A 19,557-nucleotide genomic window follows, 5' to 3' on the forward strand; every position below is an offset into this window, starting at 1 on the left:
ATGACTCCCATTATTCTGCTAAATCCATTAAATCGCTGACATCAAATTCAGCAAGACCGATATAAGCCACACGTTGACTAAACGCGGCTAATGTGGGATGAGAGAAAAGCTCAACCAATGGCACTTCCAAATCCAATTCATTGCGAATTCTTGAAATTAATTGGGCAGCCAGCAATGAATGTCCTCCCAACTCAAAGAAGCTATCCTGACGACCGACAACTTCCACCTGAAGCAACGCTTGCCAAATCTCAGCAACCATCTCTTCCAGTTCACCCAGCGGTGCTTCATATTCCCGGTGAACCAACGCCGCTTCATCCGGCTCCGGCAGAGCTTTGCGGTCGACCTTACCGTTCGCCGTCAGCGGCATCTCGGCCAGTGCAACATAAGCCGCCGGCACCATGTAACTCGGTAAACATGCCGCTAAGCGTGATTTCAGCTCACTCGCTGTCAGTCCTTCATCACCTTGGGTGAAGTAAGCCACCAACCGTTTGGACGCAGAATCACCCGTGGCTATCACCACCGCCGAAGCCACGCCACTCGACACTAACGCCGACTCTATCTCGCCCAGCTCGATACGGAAGCCTCGCACCTTGACCTGAAAGTCATTGCGGCCGACGAACTCAATCGTTCCGTCTGCGCGTAAATAACCCAAGTCTCCCGTCCGGTACATCCGCGCATTCGCTGCCGATGCATACGGGTCCGGGACAAACCGCTCTGCGGTCTGCGCATCTTGATTGAGATATCCCAATGCGACCCCGTCACCACCGATATACAGCTCACCCACCACACCTTGCGGCACCGGTTGACCGTGACTGTTAAGTAAATACACTTGGGTATGACCTATCGGACGGCCCAGCGGAATACTCACTGCACCCTCATCAACCGCCTTGATTTCATGGGTTAACGCGAATGTCGTGGTTTCTGTCGGGCCATAACCATTGAGAAGATGCGCTGGCGCACTCTCTGACAGCACCCGACGAATCACCGCCGGGTCAAGCGCATCACCGCCGACCAACAGATAACGCAGGTTGGGTAATACCGGTTTCAGGCCTTGTGCATACTGATTGAACAACCCAACCGTCAGCCACAGAATACTGACCTGATGCTGAGTTAACGCTTGGCCGAAGGCCTGGACGTTCAATAAGGTCTCTTGCTCAATCACCACCACCGCGGCGCCATTGAGTAACGGGGCCCATACTTCTAACGTGGTCGCATCAAATGCCGGGTTGGCTGCCAGCGCCACCCGGTCTGATGGTTGCACCGCCATATAGCCGTTGTTCAGTACCAGCCTTGCGATTGCCCGATGTGGTACCACCACACCTTTAGGCTGACCGGTTGAGCCCGAGGTGTACATCACATAGGCCGGTGAGTCACCGCTGACTGACACAGAAATCACTTCATCACGGGTTTCATTGAGCAGCGACGGGGTTATCTCTAAAACGTGCAGAGATGAATCATCATCCGCAGTCCCCGGTTCTGCGAGCATGAGGCTTGCACCACTGTCACGGCACACATAATCCAATCGCTCCGCCGGGGCAGCCGGGTCGAGCGGTACATACACACCACCACATTTTAAAATCGCCAGCTCTGCCACCACCAACGCGGCTGAACGCGGCAATCGCACTGCAACCCGCTGACCGGGTGTCACACCCAGTGTTTGTAACCGGTGCGCCAGTGCATTAGCGCTTCCCTCTAACACGCCATAACGCCATTCACCTGCTTCGGTGATGACTGCGATAGCATCCGGTGAAGTGCTCGCCTGTTGGCTGAACAGCGTATGAACCCCACAATCGGACGGATATCCATAGTCGGTTTGATTGAAATGTTGCAGCACATGCTGCTGCTCACTGTCCGTCAGCATCGGCAGTGCGCCCACCGGTAACTCAGGCTGACGGACCATGCCTTCTAACAAGGTGATCCAATAGCTGAGATAACGCTGCACGGTTTCCGGCTCAAACAACGCGGTTGCATAATTCAGCGTACCTTCAATGCGATCTGCTGATTCATGGACGATCAAACTCAGATCAAACTGGGCGCTGCTGCTCTCTTCCGCTAACAACGACAAACACATGCCATCGAGCTCAATCCGCTCTTCCGGTAAGTTCTGTAATGCAAACAGCACCTGAAAAATCGGGCTGTAAGCGAGACTTCGTGTCGGCGCAACCGCCTCCACAACCTGCTCAAACGGAATATCCTGATGTGCCTGTGCCTGTAACGAAGTCGTTTTGACCTGATTCAACAGCGCAATACTATCCGGCTGATCGCTCAGGTTGACCCGCAATGCTTGCGTGTTGACAAACATCCCGATCAAATCTTCCAGTTCGCTTTGCGTCCGTCCGGCAACCGGAGAACCGATCACAATATCTTCCTGACCGGAAAGACGACTCATGACCACAGACCATCCGGCCAGTAAGGTCATATAAAGAGTACTGCGATGTCGCTGGCTGAATTGACGTAAAGACGCGGTGAGCGACGGTGATAAACTGACTGAAACCGCAGCGCCTGCGTAATTTTGCGTTGCCGGGCGGGGTCGATCCATCGGCAATGTCAGACAATCCGGAATATCACGCAGTTGTTCCGTCCAATACTGCTGTTGACGTTGCAACACCTCACCTTGCAAGTGTGCTTGCTGCCATGCAGCATAGTCACCATACTGAATACGCAATGGTGGCAATGGATCCGGTTGTCCTTGACAGAATGCACGATACAAGGCTGAGAGTTCAGTGGTCAGCACCCCAATTGACCAACCATCAGCAATCATATGGTGCATGGCAATTCGCAACCAATGCTCGTTTTCATGAATACGGATCAGCTGCCCTTGAATCAATGCCCCTCGGGTTAACTCGAATTGAGGCTGAAACGGTGACAACTCATCGATTAATGTCTCCCCATCCAGCCAACTCATCGGAAACTCATGCCAAACTTTGCCAACAACCTGTACAGGAACACCATCGAGATCGACAAAGTGCGTTCGTAATGGCGCATGTCGGGACACAATCTGATTCAGTGCCCGCTGTAATGCATCAATGTTTAACTGACCTTCCAGTCGTAAACCACCGGTAATCACATACGCTGAAACGGCATCAGGATCCATCTGAGATAAGAACCACAACCGTTTTTGTGCCAGTGACAATGGAATTGCTTGCCCTTCCGGCAATGGGGTAATCGCAGGTAAAGTTGAACCTTGTGCATCCTCAAGCAGCGCAGCAACTTCATGTAATGTCGACTGAGAGAAGAGTGTCGTTAGTGATAATTCTCGGCCCAGTTGCTCACGTACCCGTGACACCATCCGCACCGCCAGTAAGGAGTGACCGCCCAACTCAAAGAAGTTGTCGGCACGACCCACCTGTTCAACACCCAATAACGCCGACCAAATCTCTGCCAGTTGTTGCTCCGCATCACCCACCGGCGCTTGATATTCATGCCGTACCACCGCACTGATATCCGGCTCAGGTAACGCCTTACGGTTCACTTTGCCGTTCGGGGTCAATGGCATCGTATCAATCACCACATACACCGCCGGTACCATGTGCGCCGGTAAGCGTGCCGTCAACTCTGCCTTCAGTGTCGCGACATCCGGCACCGCATGCGTATCAATCGCGGTGTAGTAACCGACTAACTGTTTATCAGCGCTGCCACCGAATGCTCGCGCAACCACCACACCATCCTGTACACCGGTACAACTTTGCAGCGCCGAACTGATTTCACCCAGCTCGATGCGGAAGCCGCGGATTTTCACCTGGTCATCATTGCGGCCCCGATACTCAATCGTGCCGTCAGCTAACCAGCAACCGACATCGCCGGTGCGGTACATCACCGGATGAGCGCTCTCATCACTGGCATACGGGTTGGCAACAAACCGCTCCGCTGTCAGTTCATCGCGGTTGAGATATCCCCGCGCTACCTGAACACCACCAATGTATAACTCGCCTTCAACACCCACCGGAACCGGATGACCGTCACTATCCAGCACATACATCTGCGTATTGGCAACCGGACGACCGATTGAAACCCGGTCTCCCGCCAGTTGCCGCGGACAGTGCCATGCCGTTACATCGACAGCCGCTTCCGTCGGACCATACAGGTTATGTAATTCTATTTGCGGTAAGCGCGCATAGCTCTTGCGTATCGCTTCCGCCGGTAGCGCTTCACCACTACAGAACACCAAGCGCAGGCTCGGACAATCATCAGGGCGGACCACCTCAAGGAAACTCTGCAACATTGGGGGGACAAAGTGCACGATGGTCACCCCTTGGGTGGTCATTAGACTGATTAAGTAATCCGGGTCTTTGTGACCTTCCGGCTTAGCCATCAGTAACGTGGCCCCTGACCATAGCGGACAGAAGAACTCCCACACCGACACATCAAAACTGAACGGGGTTTTCTGGAGCACCACATCATCTGGACCAAAACCGTAGTCGTGTTGCATCCAATGCAGACGATTGACCACCCCGCGGTGCTCGTTCATCACCCCTTTCGGTAAGCCGGTCGAGCCGGAAGTATAAATGATGTACGCCAGATGACGGTTGGTCAGCGCTGCCACCACCGGATTAGTCTGTGGACTATCCACCCATGGCTGTACCGGTGACGTTAAATCCACCAACCGGGTTGTCGCGGGGATTGCGCCCAGACACTCAACTAAATGCCCGCTGGTCAACAGGGCGACCGGCGCACTGTCAGATAACATATATGTCAGTCGCTCACTCGGATAGCCCGGGTCAAGCGGGACATACGCACCGCCCGCTTTGAGAATCGCCAGCAAAGACACCACCAGCTCGCAGCTTCTTTCCAGACAGACCGCCACCCGGCTGTCCGGACGCACGCCTTGTTCAATCAGCCAGTGTGCCAGTTGGTTTGCTTGCGCATTGAGTTCGGCATAGCTGAGTGACTGGTCTGCAAACACCACCGCGGTTGCTTCCGGGGTTCGGGCAACCTGCGCTTCAATCAGGGTATGCAGACAGGATTGGTCAGGGAATGCGGTCTGGGTCTGGTTGAACTGGTTGAGCACGAGGTCGCGTTCACAATCCGCCACAATAGTGAGTTGGTTTACGGGTGCCGACGGCTGAGCTGAGAGTGTACTCACCAGCCCAGTCAAGGCCGTTATAAACATGGCCCCGAGTCGCTCGCCACTGAGATGCGGATTAACATGGATATCCAATGAAAAACCACCCGTGACAATATCATTAACTGCCACTGTTAACGGGTAGTTGGTATTCTCTGCGGCAATCTCCAGGGAACCGAGTACCTCTTGGTCTGCCGAATCGGTCTGGGCACTGCCCCCTTGATAACGATAGTTCAGGAGCGAACTAAACAGTGGGGTGTGATTGCTCAAACCGCTGCACTGTTGTGCCAAGGCAAGAGAAGTATGCTCATGTTCCAATAATTCAGCCAAACGCTGCTGAGTCTGTATCAGTACCGATTCAACCGATACATCCGCAAAAGAGAGCCGTAATGGTAACGTATTGAGGAACATCCCCAAGACCCGATCTGCACCTTCACCTCCGGCCATCCGCCCGAACAACACCGTACCGAAGACCACATCATCTTGTCCGGTGGCACGCTGAACAACCACCCCCCAAGCGAGATGGAACAGCGCCGCAGGGCTGATACTGAAATGACGCGATAGCTCACGAATCTTCTGTGCAACATCGTCTGCAATCGCCACGTGGGTTGCTTCGACATGTGCATCGTCACCGGATGCCTGCAACCCGAAGGGATCGCAAGGTTCATCGATATCACCAAGCAACTCACGGAAGTAGTGAAGGTGCTCATCTTGATTGGCGTTCAGCGTTGTTTGTGCGACAAAGTTACGGAACGGTAATGGTCTCGGCAGTGATGCTTCACGACCGGTAATATAGGCCTGTACCTCTTCAATCAGTAATTCCAATGTCGTGTGATCGTTACACAAATGATGAAGCAGAAAACAGAGTAGCCAGCGCCCTTCCGCCGGATCGGCAACTTTATAGGCTTCAATCATCGGTGCTCGCTGGATATCCATCCGAGTATGGGCTGGGTCAAAATGGTGACACAAGCGATCTGCCACACGCTCGGAGTGTTTCTCATCGCCAGAATCAGCACTGTGTAGTTGAGTCGCTTGCAACGTGTGCAAAACAACGGGCGCTTCACGCCACACAACTTGAACGGGGATATCGACCCCATCCCAGACAACCGCAGTGCGTAAAATGTCATGCCGTTGCACGACATGTTGCAGAGCAGAGATAAAAGTATCAATGTCCGCTTCATGTTTGAAGCTTTGAACCACTCGCGTCACATAAGGGTCACCTTGTTGTTCCAACACATGATGGAACAGAATTCCTTCCTGCAGTGGCGCCAGCGGATAGATATCTTGAATATTAGCGGAGCCGCCCTCGACAGTCTGACTGATCACATCGATCGCCTTCTGATCGAGTGTCACCAACGGTAACATCTCCGGTGTGATGTGCTGGCAATGGGCAGGGATCCGATTTGGTGGAATCTCGCTCTCCGGGCTCACATCTTGTATTTCCAATGTTTCAGCCAGTTCTGCCAGTGTGATACGGGAAAACAGATGACGAATCACTAACTGATAACCGCGTTGCCGCAAACGATCAGCCATCCGTACCGCCAGTAAGGAGTGTCCGCCCAACTCAAAGAAGTTGTCGGCGCGCCCCACTTGGTCAACACCCAATAACTCTGACCAAATCGCTGCCAGTTGGGTCTCCGCATCGCCCACCGGCGCTTGATATTCATGCCGTACCATCGCGCTGACATCCGGCTCAGGTAACGCCTTACGGTTCACTTTGCCGTTCGGGGTCAATGGCATCGTATCAATCACCACATACACCGCCGGCACCATGTGCGCCGGTAAGCGTGCCGTCAACTCTGCCTTCAGTGTCGCGACATCCGGCACCGCATGCGTATCAATCGCGGTGTAGTAACCGACTAACTGTTTCTCCGCGCTTTGGTTTTCAGTACTTTGGTTTTCAGTACGGCCACCAAATGACCGGGCAACAACCACGCCATCCTGCACGCCGGCACAACTTTGCAGCGCCGAACTGATTTCACCCAGCTCGATGCGGAAGCCGCGGATTTTCACCTGGTCATCATTGCGGCCCCGATACTCAATCGTGCCGTCAGCTAACCAGCAACCGACATCACCGGTGCGGTACATCACCGGATGAGCGCTTTCATCACTGGCATACGGGTTGGCAACAAACCGCTCCGCCGTCAGTTCATCGCGGTTGAGATATCCCCGCGCTACCTGAACACCACCAATGTATAACTCGCCTTCAACACCCACCGGAACCGGATGACCGTCACTATCCAGCACATACATCTGCGTATTGGCAACCGGACGACCGATTGAAACCCGGTCTCCCGCCAGTTGCCGCGGACAGTGCCATGCCGTTACATCGACAGCCGCTTCCGTCGGGCCATACAGGTTATGTAATTCTATTTGCGGTAAGCGCGCATAGCTCTTGCGTATCGCTTCCGCCGGTAGCGCTTCACCACTACAGAACACCAAGCGCAGGCTCGGACAATCATCAGGGCGGACCACCTCAAGGAAACTCTGCAACATTGGGGGGACAAAGTGCACGATAGTTACCCCTTGGGTGGTCATTAGACTGATTAAGTAATCCGGGTCTTTGTGACCTTCCGGCTTGGCCATCAGTAACGTGGCCCCTGACCATAGCGGACAGAAGAACTCCCACACCGACACATCAAAACTGAACGGGGTTTTCTGGAGCACCACATCATCCGGACCAAAACCGTAGTCGTGTTGCATCCAGTGCAGACGATTGACCACCCCGCGGTGCTCGTTCATCACCCCTTTCGGTAAGCCGGTCGAGCCCGAGGTGTAAATGATGTATGCCAGATGACGGCTGGTCAGCTCAGCCACCACCGGATTGGTCTGTGGACTATCCACCCATGGCTGTACCGGTGACGCTAAATCCACCAAACGGGTTGTCGCGGGGATTGCGCCCAGACACTCAACTAAATGCCCGCTGGTCAACAGGGCGACCGGCGCACTGTCGGATAACATATATGTCAGTCGCTCACTCGGATAGCCCGGGTCCAGCGGGACATACGCACCACCCGCTTTGAGAATCGCCAGCAGAGAGACCACCAGCTCGCAGCTTCTTTCCAGACAGACCGCCACCCGGCTGTCCGGACGCACGCCTTGTTCAATCAGCCAGTGTGCCAGTTGGTTTGCTTGCGCATTGAGTTCGGCATAGCTGAGCGACTGGTCTGCAAACACCACCGCGGTTGCTTCCGGGGTGCGGGCCACCTGCGCTTCTATCAGGGTATGCAGACAGGATTGATCAGGGAATGCGGTTTGGGTCTGGTTAAACTGGTTGAGGACAAGGTCGCGTTCAGTATCCGGGAGGATATGCAGTGAGCCAACCGCTTGCGTGGGGGCCGACACCATCTGCTGTAGCAGAGCTTGCCAGTATCCGAGATAGCGTTGAACCGTGACGGCATCGAATAATGCAGTGGCGTAGTGCAACGTTGCCTCAAGTTGATCTTCTGACGGATGCACGAAGAGGTTCAAATCAAACTGTACGGTTGAGACTTCAGCTTCAATCGGTGAGATCGACAGTCCCGGTAATTGCAACTCGCCATCAGGGACGTTCTGTAAAGCGAACATCACTTGAAAAATCGGTGAATGAGATAAGCTGCGTCTCGGTGCAACGGACTCGACCACCTGCTCAAACGGAATGTCCTGATGCGCTTGTGCCGCCAGCGCGGTCGCTTTGACCTGTTTCAGCAGCTCAATTGTGTTCGGATTGTCAGACAGATCGACTCGCATCGCCTGCGTATTGACGAACATACCGATCAGTGACTCAAGTTCAGTCCGAGTCCGGCCAGCGATCGGTGAGCCGATCACCACATCCTCCTGACTGGCAAGACGTCCCATCAAGGCTGACCAACTGGCTAATAAAGTCATGTAGAGGGTACAACCATGTGTCCGACTTAACTTTTGCAGTGCTGCGGTCAATTCTTTATCGAGAACAAATTTTACTTCTGAACCATCAAAGGACTGTTTGGATGGACGGGCGCGGTCAGCAGGCAATGTCAGACACTCAGGAATACCGCGTAACTGTTCAGTCCAATATTCACTTTGCTGCTGTAGTTGCGCATCTTGGATGTATTGCTGTTGCCATGCGGCAAAATCACCATACTGAATCGTCAACGGTGACAATGGATTGGGCGTATTTTCGACCAGAGCACGGTAAAGTTGGCTGACTTCTCTCATCAAGAGATTGATCGACCAACCATCGGTGATAATGTGATGCATTGCCAGACGCAAAATATGTGTTTCTGCATCGATAGCAATCAGTTGCCCCTGAAATAGCAGCCCTGTGGACAGATCCATATCTGTCGCAAATGAGGCAATCGCTTGAACATCATCGGCATCGATCTGGGTGAGCATCATCCGCTGGCCTTCCGGCAGCACTTTCTGCACTGGCTCACCATCGCGGATATCAATGCAAGTCCGTAAGATATGATGGCGGGAGATCATCTGGTCAAACGCTTGTTGCAAAGCAACGATATCCAGTTGACCGCGCAATGTGAAACGCCCGACCATCACGTACGCAGTGATTGCCGCATCATCGATTTGCGATAACATCCATAGCCGCCGCTGAGCCAGAGATAAGGGCGGAACCACATCAGAGGTTAACGGTTCAATGATCGTTTTCAGTTGCGTCGGCGTGGCTTCATCAATCGCGCTTGCCAATGCAGATAACACCGGTTGGTTGAATACCATGGCTAATGCCAGTTCAACCTGAAATTGTTGACGAACTCGGGAAATCAACTGCATCGCGACCAGCGAATAGCCGCCAAGTTCGAAGAAATCATCATGACGGCCCACTTGTGTAACACCCAACAGACCCGACCAAATCTCAGCCAGTTGGACTTCCACATCGCCCTGTGGCGGCTCATAAGTCCGTTGCGGCAAGTCACTTGCATCGACCGCCGGTAAAGCCTTCCGGTCAACCTTGCCATTCGGCGTTAACGGGAATGCATCCAACGCAATATAAATCCCCGGCACCATGTAATCCGGCAGACGACACCGTAACTCGGCCTTTAACCCGTCCACCAGAGACTCACCGGACTGCGCTGCATCTGCCGCCACATAATAACCCACCAACCGTGGCTCTCCGTCCGCCATCTCAGGCGCGGCAACCACTGCATCTGCAATCCCGGTATAACCCTGCATCAGCGACTCGATTTCACCCAGCTCGATTCGGAATCCCCGGATTTTGACCTGAAAATCACACCGACCTAAACAGCTAATCCGACCGTCACTGTCCCACCGGCCCAAGTCACCGGTTTGGTACATCAATGCACCGGATTCAGCGGCAAACGGGTCCGGGATAAACCGCTCTGCGGTTAAATCATCGCGGTTGAGATACCCGCTCGTCACCCCGGCACCGGCAATGTAAATCTCACCACTCACACCGACCGGCACCGGCTGGTGCGCATCATCCAGAATATAAATCCGGGTATTGTCTATCGGTTTGCCAATCAGCACGCCCTCATCACGCAGACTCAGAGGATGCGTCGCTGACCAGACTGTCGTCTCGGTCGGACCATACATATTCCACAAACGACCGACGCGACCAAGAATCTCATCCGCCAACACTTTCGAGAAGGATTCTCCGCCAATCAGTCCGCTTAACCGGGGTGAGCCCTGCCAGCCTGCCGCCAGTAAAAGCTTCCATGTCGCCGGCGTCGCCTGAAACAGGGTGATGGCTTGGTTATCAAGGTAAGCCGCCAGCGCTTCACCATCGCGTGATAATGCTTTATCGGCTAAATGCAGCGCAGCACCACTGACCAGCGGCAGATAGATTTCAAGCACATGAATATCGAAGGAAATGGTTGTCACCGCCAGTAAGCGGTCATCACCATTCACCTGATGTTGCTGCTGTTGACTGGTCAGGAAATTGACCACCGCGCGGTGCGGTACCATCACGCCTTTGGGTTGTCCGGTCGAACCGGAGGTATAAATCACATAAGCCAGATGCTCGCTGCTCAGGGTTGCAACCTCGGGGTTCACCACCAGCTCATCCGTCAGCGATTCATGATTGAGGTCAAGCACCTGCAACTGAGCAGCCTGCTCTCCAAATGTCTGCGCCACATCAACCGTGCCGTCGGTGATCAGAACCACCGGACGACTGTCAGCCACCATATATTGCAGTCGCTCGGACGGGAATAACGGGTCGAGCGGGACGTATGCACCGCCCGCTTTGAGAGTCGCCAGCAAGGTCGTGACCATGGCACAGCTGCGCTCAACCATGACAGCGACATAACTGCCCGGTGTCACACCGAGTGCAATCAGGCGATGGGCTAACTGGTTGGCCTGTGTATTCAGCGCAGCATAACTCAGCGAATCATCCCCCGAGACCACGGCGGTGGCATCAGGCGTCTGCGCGGCTTGTGCGGCAAATAACTGGTGCAGACACGCTTGCTCAGAATATGGCATTGCGGTCTGGTTAAAGGTGTCGAGCACGAGGTGGCGCTCTTCATGAGACAAAACACTTAAGTGCGCGGGATAAGTCACATCCGATTCTGCACGAACACAGTCAGTCAGAAAGGATTCCAAACGTGTCAAATGACGCTGAATGTCGTGCCTTTCATACAGGTCATGGTTGGCATTGAGATAGAGCGTTAATCCCTGCTGCGGCCCGCGATCATAAAATGTAAACGACAGATCCTCAACCGGGCCAATTGCTGTATTGATGACTGTTGCAGAAACATCGCCAAAAAACAGTTCATATTCCGAAGGAACAAAATTAATTACCGTGCTATACCAACATTCTTGCTCGCTTGAATGCTTCGATTCTTGTCGCAGGTCATCACTGTAATAACGAGAATGGCGGGATGTTTTCCCAACATGCAGGGCAACTTGTTCGAGCAGCTCATCGAATGTCATATCCGCATTAATATGAATACCGAGAGGCAAAATATTGACCGCGATACCTGTTGTTTTGCGTAGCGTTCGCCCCATTCGTCCTCGATGCGTAAAACCGAGCATCATCGACGATTCTCCGGTCATCAAATGTAGATAAACCGAAGTCAACGCGGTAATCAGTGTTGCGAGATTGGTTTTGTAACGCTCGGCTAACCTCTGTAAACGCTGATAAACATCAAGAGGAAGCTGATGCCATTCACTGAGCACTTGAGAACACGTCGCACTTTGCCCAGCCAGACAAACCGGTTGGTACGTTTGCATCTGCGCCATATAGTTCAGCCAGTATTCACGATCACGCACAAAACCCGTAGAATCGCGATAAGCGCTTTCAGCCGCCAACAGGGCTTCAACCCCTAATAACTGACACTCAGGAATTGGCTGATCGGCATCTAATGCAGAATATATTTCAGCAAAACGCGCCAAGACCATCATGAAACCATATCCGTCAGTTGTAATATGGTCGGCGCTACAGTAGAGATAATATTGTTCGGCATGAACTTTTAACAAAGCAAACTCAAACAGGAGAGGTCTGTCGCCAGCCGAGACAGGATGATCGAGTCGTTTTTCCATCCATGCCATTGCGAGAGCATCAGCATCCGCCTCCTGAGACAGGTCAATGAAAGGCAATTCCCAATCAAAAAAATATTCAACCGTTTGCTTTAGTCTCTCTTCGTGATACTCAGTTTTGATATGAAATGTTTCAGTTTCTCGGACACCCTGTCTTACCGCCACTTCCATCATTTCAGGATTAATCTGACCCGGCAGATCCAGATACCCAACGACTTTGGATACCCGGGGGCTGACATGACTGACAATATGCTGGGCGAACCAGATTCCTTTCTGTGGCGTCGAGAGTGGTAAAGAAGAAGACACATTTGACTGAGCGTGGAGATGCGAACTTTGCTGACTTGCTTCGCGAATATTCGAATTCATATAGCACCAACCTTCATTTGTTATTTTTTTATTATTTATATTTTACACATAAGACAAAGAGCATCTGATATGTGTAATACCAGACACAAAAACTTCATACATGCTAGATATGACGTAACCAAAAACGACAATCAATTAATGACAAATGTATTATTATTTATATTTTTATCCTTAATATTTATATTTAAAACGAACTTAATCTGATGGTTAACATTTACATTCCAAATTACATCATTCGTTCTCTGACAATCAAGTTATATTATTTTGACACTATCCTGTTACAGCAAAATCATCGCAACATCTAGAAATTAATCAAAATAATAAAATTATAAATATTAAAAGTAATTACAATCATCATCATATAATGACAATAAAATCAAAAACACACCTAACGTCTTGAATGAACCACTCAAAATGTGAGTCATCCACAAATGAATAGTGATAATTTTATATAATTAAATTCAAAAAAAATTTAGCTGAACGCAAGTCACATTTATGGGGCAAATTTTGCACAAAAAATAGAATAATCATTAAAAAACATAGAGATATAAAAAATAAAAAATACCGATAATTTATAAACATAACAGAATCATACTTCAGCTTATGGTCGAACCAGATAAAAAATAAGAATATTACAAATAAAAATAACGAAATTAAAGAATAAAAAACCATTTTAAAACAAAAATACAACATATTAATCAGAGTGTTCTCTACCATCGCTCTATCTTACATTCTATAATTCTCAACCCAAACAAAGGCCATTTTTTAAAAGTTTGATCTAGTTCAATAATAATTATAAAATTTGCACAATGTTTCATGGTCACTACAAAAATACAGGCTAAATACAAAATCATCAGTTATCCGGTTGTATTTTTACAATTTAAAGCACACTTTCATGCATAACATCGAATAAAAACCAGCAATGACAAAAGTAACATTAAATAGATAACGAACGGAGGTAACTCTTGTTAATAAATTTCTGGCATACATCTATACCGCTCCGAAAAATTAGTGTAAAAACTCAAAAAACCAATTAAATAAAATTTATTTTATATGCATTCCGGTAAGGAATTTCACAAAAAACACATATTAAATGCGTATAGTGATATAGGTAAGATTATTAAATTAGAATAAAGTAAAAAACAAAAGTCATTTTATTTTAATAGAGAACAATAAAATCTATCCATTCTGAGCCCCCTTACCCCCAATGCGCTACTGATAAACAGACCATAATAAATACTCGCATTTGAGTAATGAAAGACTCATACCCCCTGATTCACACATTCACTCAGACATCACCGCATGCATCGAGTCTACGGATGCCAATATAAAGAGAGATGTAAATCACAAATAAGGAGTCTGACACGCCTGATGGCGTCAGGATGACAACATGATTTTGAAATAAATTGGATCACAAACAAGACTATTGCTCGAGATATACGGTATAAAAGAGTTGAGTCAGATAGCTGCGTTTCCCTCAGAAGGGAAGGAGACATGAAACCATCTGAGAGAATGTTGCTCTACTGACAGGATGATTGCTGTTACACTGGGAAATATTAGAAAAGTTGAACGATATTACAGTTGAAATAGTATATTATTAAAAGACTCCAGTGGTTATGGTGATGAATTTGGACCACAGTTTAACAAAACAGATAGAAGAGATATGCACAGCAAGAGGTGTCAGGTTGACTTCTCAACGCAAACGGGTCTTTGAGCTTATCTGTTCCAGTAGGAAAGCATCTAGTGCCTATGAGCTGCTTGAAGCGCTACAGCAAAGCGAACCGCAGGCAAAACCCCCAACCGTTTATCGGGCACTTGATTTTCTGATGGGGCAAGGCTTCATCCACCGCGTAGAATCAACAAACAGCTACATTTCATGTTGCTCTTGTAATGCTCATAAACACTTCTCACATCTTTTAATCTGCAAACAATGTAGTGATGTGACCGAACTTCAGGATGAGACATTGGTCTCATCACTGGAACATAATGCAGAGAAGCACGGATTTAAGATTACAAACCATGTCATTGAATCTCATGGTATTTGCCAAACGTGCTCCTCAGAAACAAAGAGAGATACAGTAAAAGATTATGCGCGCTGAGTTTGTAAATCCGTTTTTAGCGTCTCTGATGAACGTGTTAAAAACAATGGCTTCACTTGAATTGAAACCTCAGAAGCCAAGAGTCAAAAAAGATGAAATTGCTCGAGGTGATATTTCGGGTCTGATCGGTATGGTTGGGGATCAAGCCCGAGGATCGATGTCGATTACTTTTGATGAAAGTCTCGCATTGGAAATCATGCAAAACATGTTGGGCGAACGCCCGAATGGCTTGAATGAAGAAGTGACCGATATGGTGGGTGAAATCACTAATATGGTGACTGGCGGGGCTAAAAGAATACTTGCTGAAAGTGGCTTTGATTTCAATATGGCAACACCTATTGTCGTATCTGGCCGTGGTCATACGATTCGCCACAAATGCGAAGGTGCGATCATCATCATGCCTTTCACCTCTACATGGGGCAATGCATTTATCGAAATCTGCTTCGAGTAGCTTTCCGATTTGATTTGTACCAATGTAAAAACAGGAGATGGTATTACCATCCCCTGTTTGTTTTTTTGCATCACGCTAAATGGTCAATCTTAACGTAGTGCTTTATACGCATTAATCAGTCCATTGGTTGAACAGTCATGAGATGTCACTTGGCCATCACTTTCCAGCTCAGGCAAAATCGCATTTGCCAGCTGTTTACCCAGCTCAACGCCCCACTGATCAAAAGTGAAGATGTTCCAGATTGCTCCCTGTGTGAAGATTTTATGTTCATAGATTGCAATCAACTGACCAAGCACACGCGGTGTGATTTGCTTCACCAGAATTGAGTTGGTCGGACGGTTCCCTTCAAATACTTTAAACGGCACAAGTTCAGCAACTTCCGCTGCTGTTTTACCGGCAGCAATAAACTCAGCTTCCACTTGCTCTTTGGTTTTACCAAACGCTAAAGCTTCTGTCTGTGCAAAGAAATTAGACAACAACTTCGGATGATGATCCGATGTCGGATTATGTGAAACCGCTGGCGCAATGAAATCACAAGGAATCATTTTTGTACCTTGGTGAATCAGCTGATAGAAGGCATGTTGACCATTGGTACCCGGTTCACCCCAGATAATCGGCCCGGTTTGATAATCAACAGGCTGACCATTACGATCAACATATTTACCATTCGATTCCATATTTCCTTGTTGGAAATAAGCCGCAAATCGGTGCATGTATTGATCATAAGGAAGGATTGCTTCTGATTCCGCACCATAAAAATTGTTGTACCAAATACCAATCAGTGCCAACAGTACTGGGATATTTTCCTCAAATGGGGTCGAGGCAAATGACTGATCAACCTCATGAGCACCAGAGAGCAATTCAACAAAATTATCAAAACCGATGCCCAAAATGATGGAGAGACCGATTGCAGACCACAACGAATAACGGCCACCAACCCAGCTCCAGAATTCAAACATATTGTCGGTATCAATACCAAAAGCAGAAACCGCTTCAGCATTGGTTGAGAGCGCCGCAAAATGTTTTGCGACTTGAGATTCGTCTTTTGCTTCGGCAAGAAACCAATCGCGCGCAGTGTGGGCATTGGTCATTGTTTCCTGCGTAGTAAATGTCTTGGATGCAACGAGGAATAATGTTGTTTCTGGATTAACCTGCTTGAGCACTTCAGCAATATGTGTCCCATCGACATTAGAGACAAAATGCATGTTGAGGTGGTTTTTATAAGGCTTCAGCGCTTCTGTCACCATATATGGTCCTAAGTCGGAACCACCGATACCGATGTTCACAACATCAGTGATTGCTTTGCCGGTATACCCTTTCCACTCACCCGAAATAATACGTTCGGAGAAGTTCTTCATTTTCTCCAGCACAGCATTCACCGCTGGCATCACATCTTCACCATCTGAATAAATCGGTGTATTAGAACGATTTCGCAACGCTACATGCAAAACAGACCGATCTTCTGTCCGGTTAATTTTTTCACCACTGAACATGGCTTCAATTGCGCTTTTCAGGTCCGTTTCTTCTGCCAGAGCCAACAAGAGTTTCAGTGTCTCTTCATTGATGAGGTTTTTAGAATAATCGACCAGAATATCATCGCCAAAACGTAGAGAGAACGTTTCAAAGCGCTGACTGTCTTGATTGAAGAGTGTTTTTAAGTCAACACCTTTCATCGATTCAAAATGAGCAGACAGTGCTTTCCAAGCCTGTGTTTCTGTTGGGTTGATATTTTTTAGCATGGTATCTATCCCGAATTTAATAGGTCCTATTCTGCCGAGCAGCATCAGTGATCGTTACAGAATTCCAGAGACAAAAAACAAATCAATTGCAGCTGATGCACCAATACATCTAATAAGGTCACAGCCATATTCCGATTTGTAGCCGATTCGCTGATTATACTTAATTTCCAGAGCGAAATTATGTTTTAGCTCAAATCAAACGAGTCAATTTTTATTTCCATTGGTACAAAAAGTGATTGTACGGTAACTAGAAACACCTCACTATACAGACACGAGTGAAATTAACAATCGTTCTAATAGGTGCTTACAATGTGGTCACAAACCCTCATCTATCTTCAGGAGAAACAACGCGGATTTCACCTGATTACAGACGAAGTTGTCGAACAACTCCCTCAAATTCAATCGGTTTCCGTCGGGCTGCTCCATTTGTTTATTCAGCATACATCAGCCAGTTTAAGCATCAATGAAAACGCAGACCCGACAGTTCGTCTTGATATGGAAGCCCACTTTAATCGCAACATTCCGGAAAAAGCGCCCTACTATCAGCATACCGACGAAGGTGACGACGATATGCCCGCTCATATTAAATCGTCTACGCTTGGGGCAAGCCTGACGATTCCGATTACTCAAGGGAAACTGGCGATGGGAATCTGGCAGGGGATCTATTTGGGGGAGCATCGGAATCATGGCGGGCAACGACGGATCGTTGCAACCATTTCAGGAGAGTAGCCGCTGATTTTATTCTGATAACTGGTTTACTACGGACTACTTTACTACTACGGACAGCTGGTTTGATACGAACAATAAACCTGATGAGTGAAACGATCACTCATCATCAAAGTCAAATGCAGGTCCTGCGTAGTTATCGAAGCGGGAGTATTGGCCTTGGAACGTTAAGCGCACCGAACCAATCGGCCCGTTCCGCTGCTTACCGAGTATGATTTCAGCGGTCCCTTTCATCGCACTATCCGGATGGTAGACTTCATCACGGTAAATAAACATAATCAAATCCGCATCCTGCTCGATAGACCCTGATTCCCTCAGATCTGAGTTAACTGGTCGTTTGTCCGCCCGCTGCTCCAGAGAACGGTTTAACTGGGAAAGCGCAACCACTGGCACATTTAACTCTTTTGCTAACGCTTTCAGGGAGCGTGAGATTTCTGCAATTTCCAGAGTCCGGTTATCAGACAGTGCCGGAACCCGCATTAATTGCAAGTAGTCCACCATGATTAATGATAATCCGCCATGCTCTCGGGCAACTCGGCGTGCGCGTGAGCGAAGTTCTGTAGGTGTCAGCCCCGAACTGTCATCGATGAACATATTCTTCTTCTCCATAAGAATTCCCATGGTAGAAGAAATTCTGGCCCAATCCTCATCATCCAGATTACCGGTTCGAATTTTAGTTTGATCGACACGAGACAGAGATGCCAGAATCCTCATCATGATTTGTTCAGAAGGCATCTCCAAAGAAAATATCAGAACGGGTTTTTCTTGCTCCATCGCTGCATTTTCGCACAAGTTCATCGCGAAAGTTGTTTTCCCCATCGATGGACGAGCAGCGACAATGATTAAGTCGGAAGGCTGCAATCCAGTCGTCTTCTTGTTCAAATCCGTAAAGCCGGTATTGACCCCAGTAACACCATCCTGAGGGCTTTTATACAAGATTTCGATTCTCTCTAACGTTTTCTCCAGAATTGAATCGACATTTTGTGGACCTTCATTTTCATTGGTTCGAGACTCAGCAATCGCAAAGACTTTACTTTCTGCAAAGTCCAACAGATCTTCTGAACTGCGCCCCTGTGGATCATAGCCTGCATCGGCAATTTCATTGGCCACACCAATCAGATTACGAACCAAAGCCCGTTCAGCAACAATATCCGCATATGCGTTGATATTTGCAGCACTTGGCGTATTTTTAGCAAGATCGGTCAGGTAGGCAAAACCACCGACATCATCCAGTTGCTCACGTTGTTCCAGAAACTCAGAGAGTGTAATCAGATCAAGCGGTTTACCGCCTTCCAGAATCGATTTAATACCATCGAATATCAATCGGTGTGGTCGGCTGAAAAAATCACTGGTCACAACACGTTCGGCCACAGTGTCCCACCGCTCATTATCCAGCAACAATCCTCCCAGAACGGATTGCTCCGCTTCTAGCGAATGGGGAGGCATTTTAATGCCTTCAACTTGTGCGTCAGTTTGCTTACGATTTCTGTTTTCAAACTTGGAATTAACCATGACTTTTCTCAATAACACGACAAAGTGTGCCCATTATAACGAGAATATCGAATTTGTAATTATCTCATGCAGAATTAACCCAGAACTGACTATTGACTGGGCTATTCACTCTAGTATTGTCTTTAGCTTTAATGGTCA

The 19,557-nt window shown here is 48.8% G+C and carries 6 protein-coding genes; 3 read left to right on the forward strand and 3 right to left on the reverse strand.

Features of this window, described 5'->3' with window-relative positions:
• Positions 1 to 10: 10 nt before the first annotated feature.
• A complete protein-coding gene (locus OCU60_RS15800; protein WP_261854731.1) occupies positions 11 to 12,892 on the reverse strand; it encodes a non-ribosomal peptide synthetase in 12,882 nt (4,293 codons plus the stop codon).
• Positions 12,893 to 14,508: 1,616 nt separating this feature from the next.
• Between OCU60_RS15800 and zur the strand changes: the two genes are divergently transcribed.
• The gene (gene zur / locus OCU60_RS15805; RefSeq protein ID WP_095533337.1) at positions 14,509 to 14,991 is read left to right on the forward strand and encodes a zinc uptake transcriptional repressor Zur; all 483 of its coding nucleotides are present in this window, start codon (positions 14,509 to 14,511) and stop codon (positions 14,989 to 14,991) included.
• Positions 14,981 to 15,442 carry a chemotaxis protein CheX gene (locus tag OCU60_RS15810; RefSeq protein WP_074374467.1) on the forward strand — a complete coding sequence of 154 codons (462 nt, stop codon included), beginning with the start codon at positions 14,981 to 14,983 and terminating at the stop codon, positions 15,440 to 15,442. The genes zur and OCU60_RS15810 overlap by 11 nt, the downstream gene beginning before the upstream one ends.
• Before the next feature lie 89 nt (positions 15,443 to 15,531).
• On the opposite strand, the gene pgi is transcribed toward OCU60_RS15810, so the two are convergent.
• Positions 15,532 to 17,181 (reverse strand): glucose-6-phosphate isomerase, encoded by a 1,650-nt coding sequence (gene pgi, locus OCU60_RS15815; protein WP_074374468.1) that lies wholly within the window; start codon positions 17,179 to 17,181, stop codon positions 15,532 to 15,534.
• A gap of 309 nt (positions 17,182 to 17,490) precedes the next feature.
• On the opposite strand from pgi, the gene OCU60_RS15820 reads away from it, so the two are divergent.
• On the forward strand, positions 17,491 to 17,910 hold the full coding sequence (locus tag OCU60_RS15820; protein ID WP_074374469.1) for a secondary thiamine-phosphate synthase enzyme YjbQ: 420 nt from the start codon (positions 17,491 to 17,493) through the stop codon (positions 17,908 to 17,910).
• 96 nt (positions 17,911 to 18,006) lie between these two features.
• Here OCU60_RS15820 and OCU60_RS15825 read toward each other — a convergent pair whose 3' ends face one another.
• Positions 18,007 to 19,419 (reverse strand): replicative DNA helicase, encoded by a 1,413-nt coding sequence (locus OCU60_RS15825; protein ID WP_074374470.1) that lies wholly within the window; start codon positions 19,417 to 19,419, stop codon positions 18,007 to 18,009.
• Positions 19,420 to 19,557: the final 138 nt, after the last annotated feature.

It is taken from the genome of Vibrio spartinae, assembly GCF_024347135.1.
GTDB lineage: Bacteria > Pseudomonadota > Gammaproteobacteria > Enterobacterales > Vibrionaceae > Vibrio > Vibrio spartinae.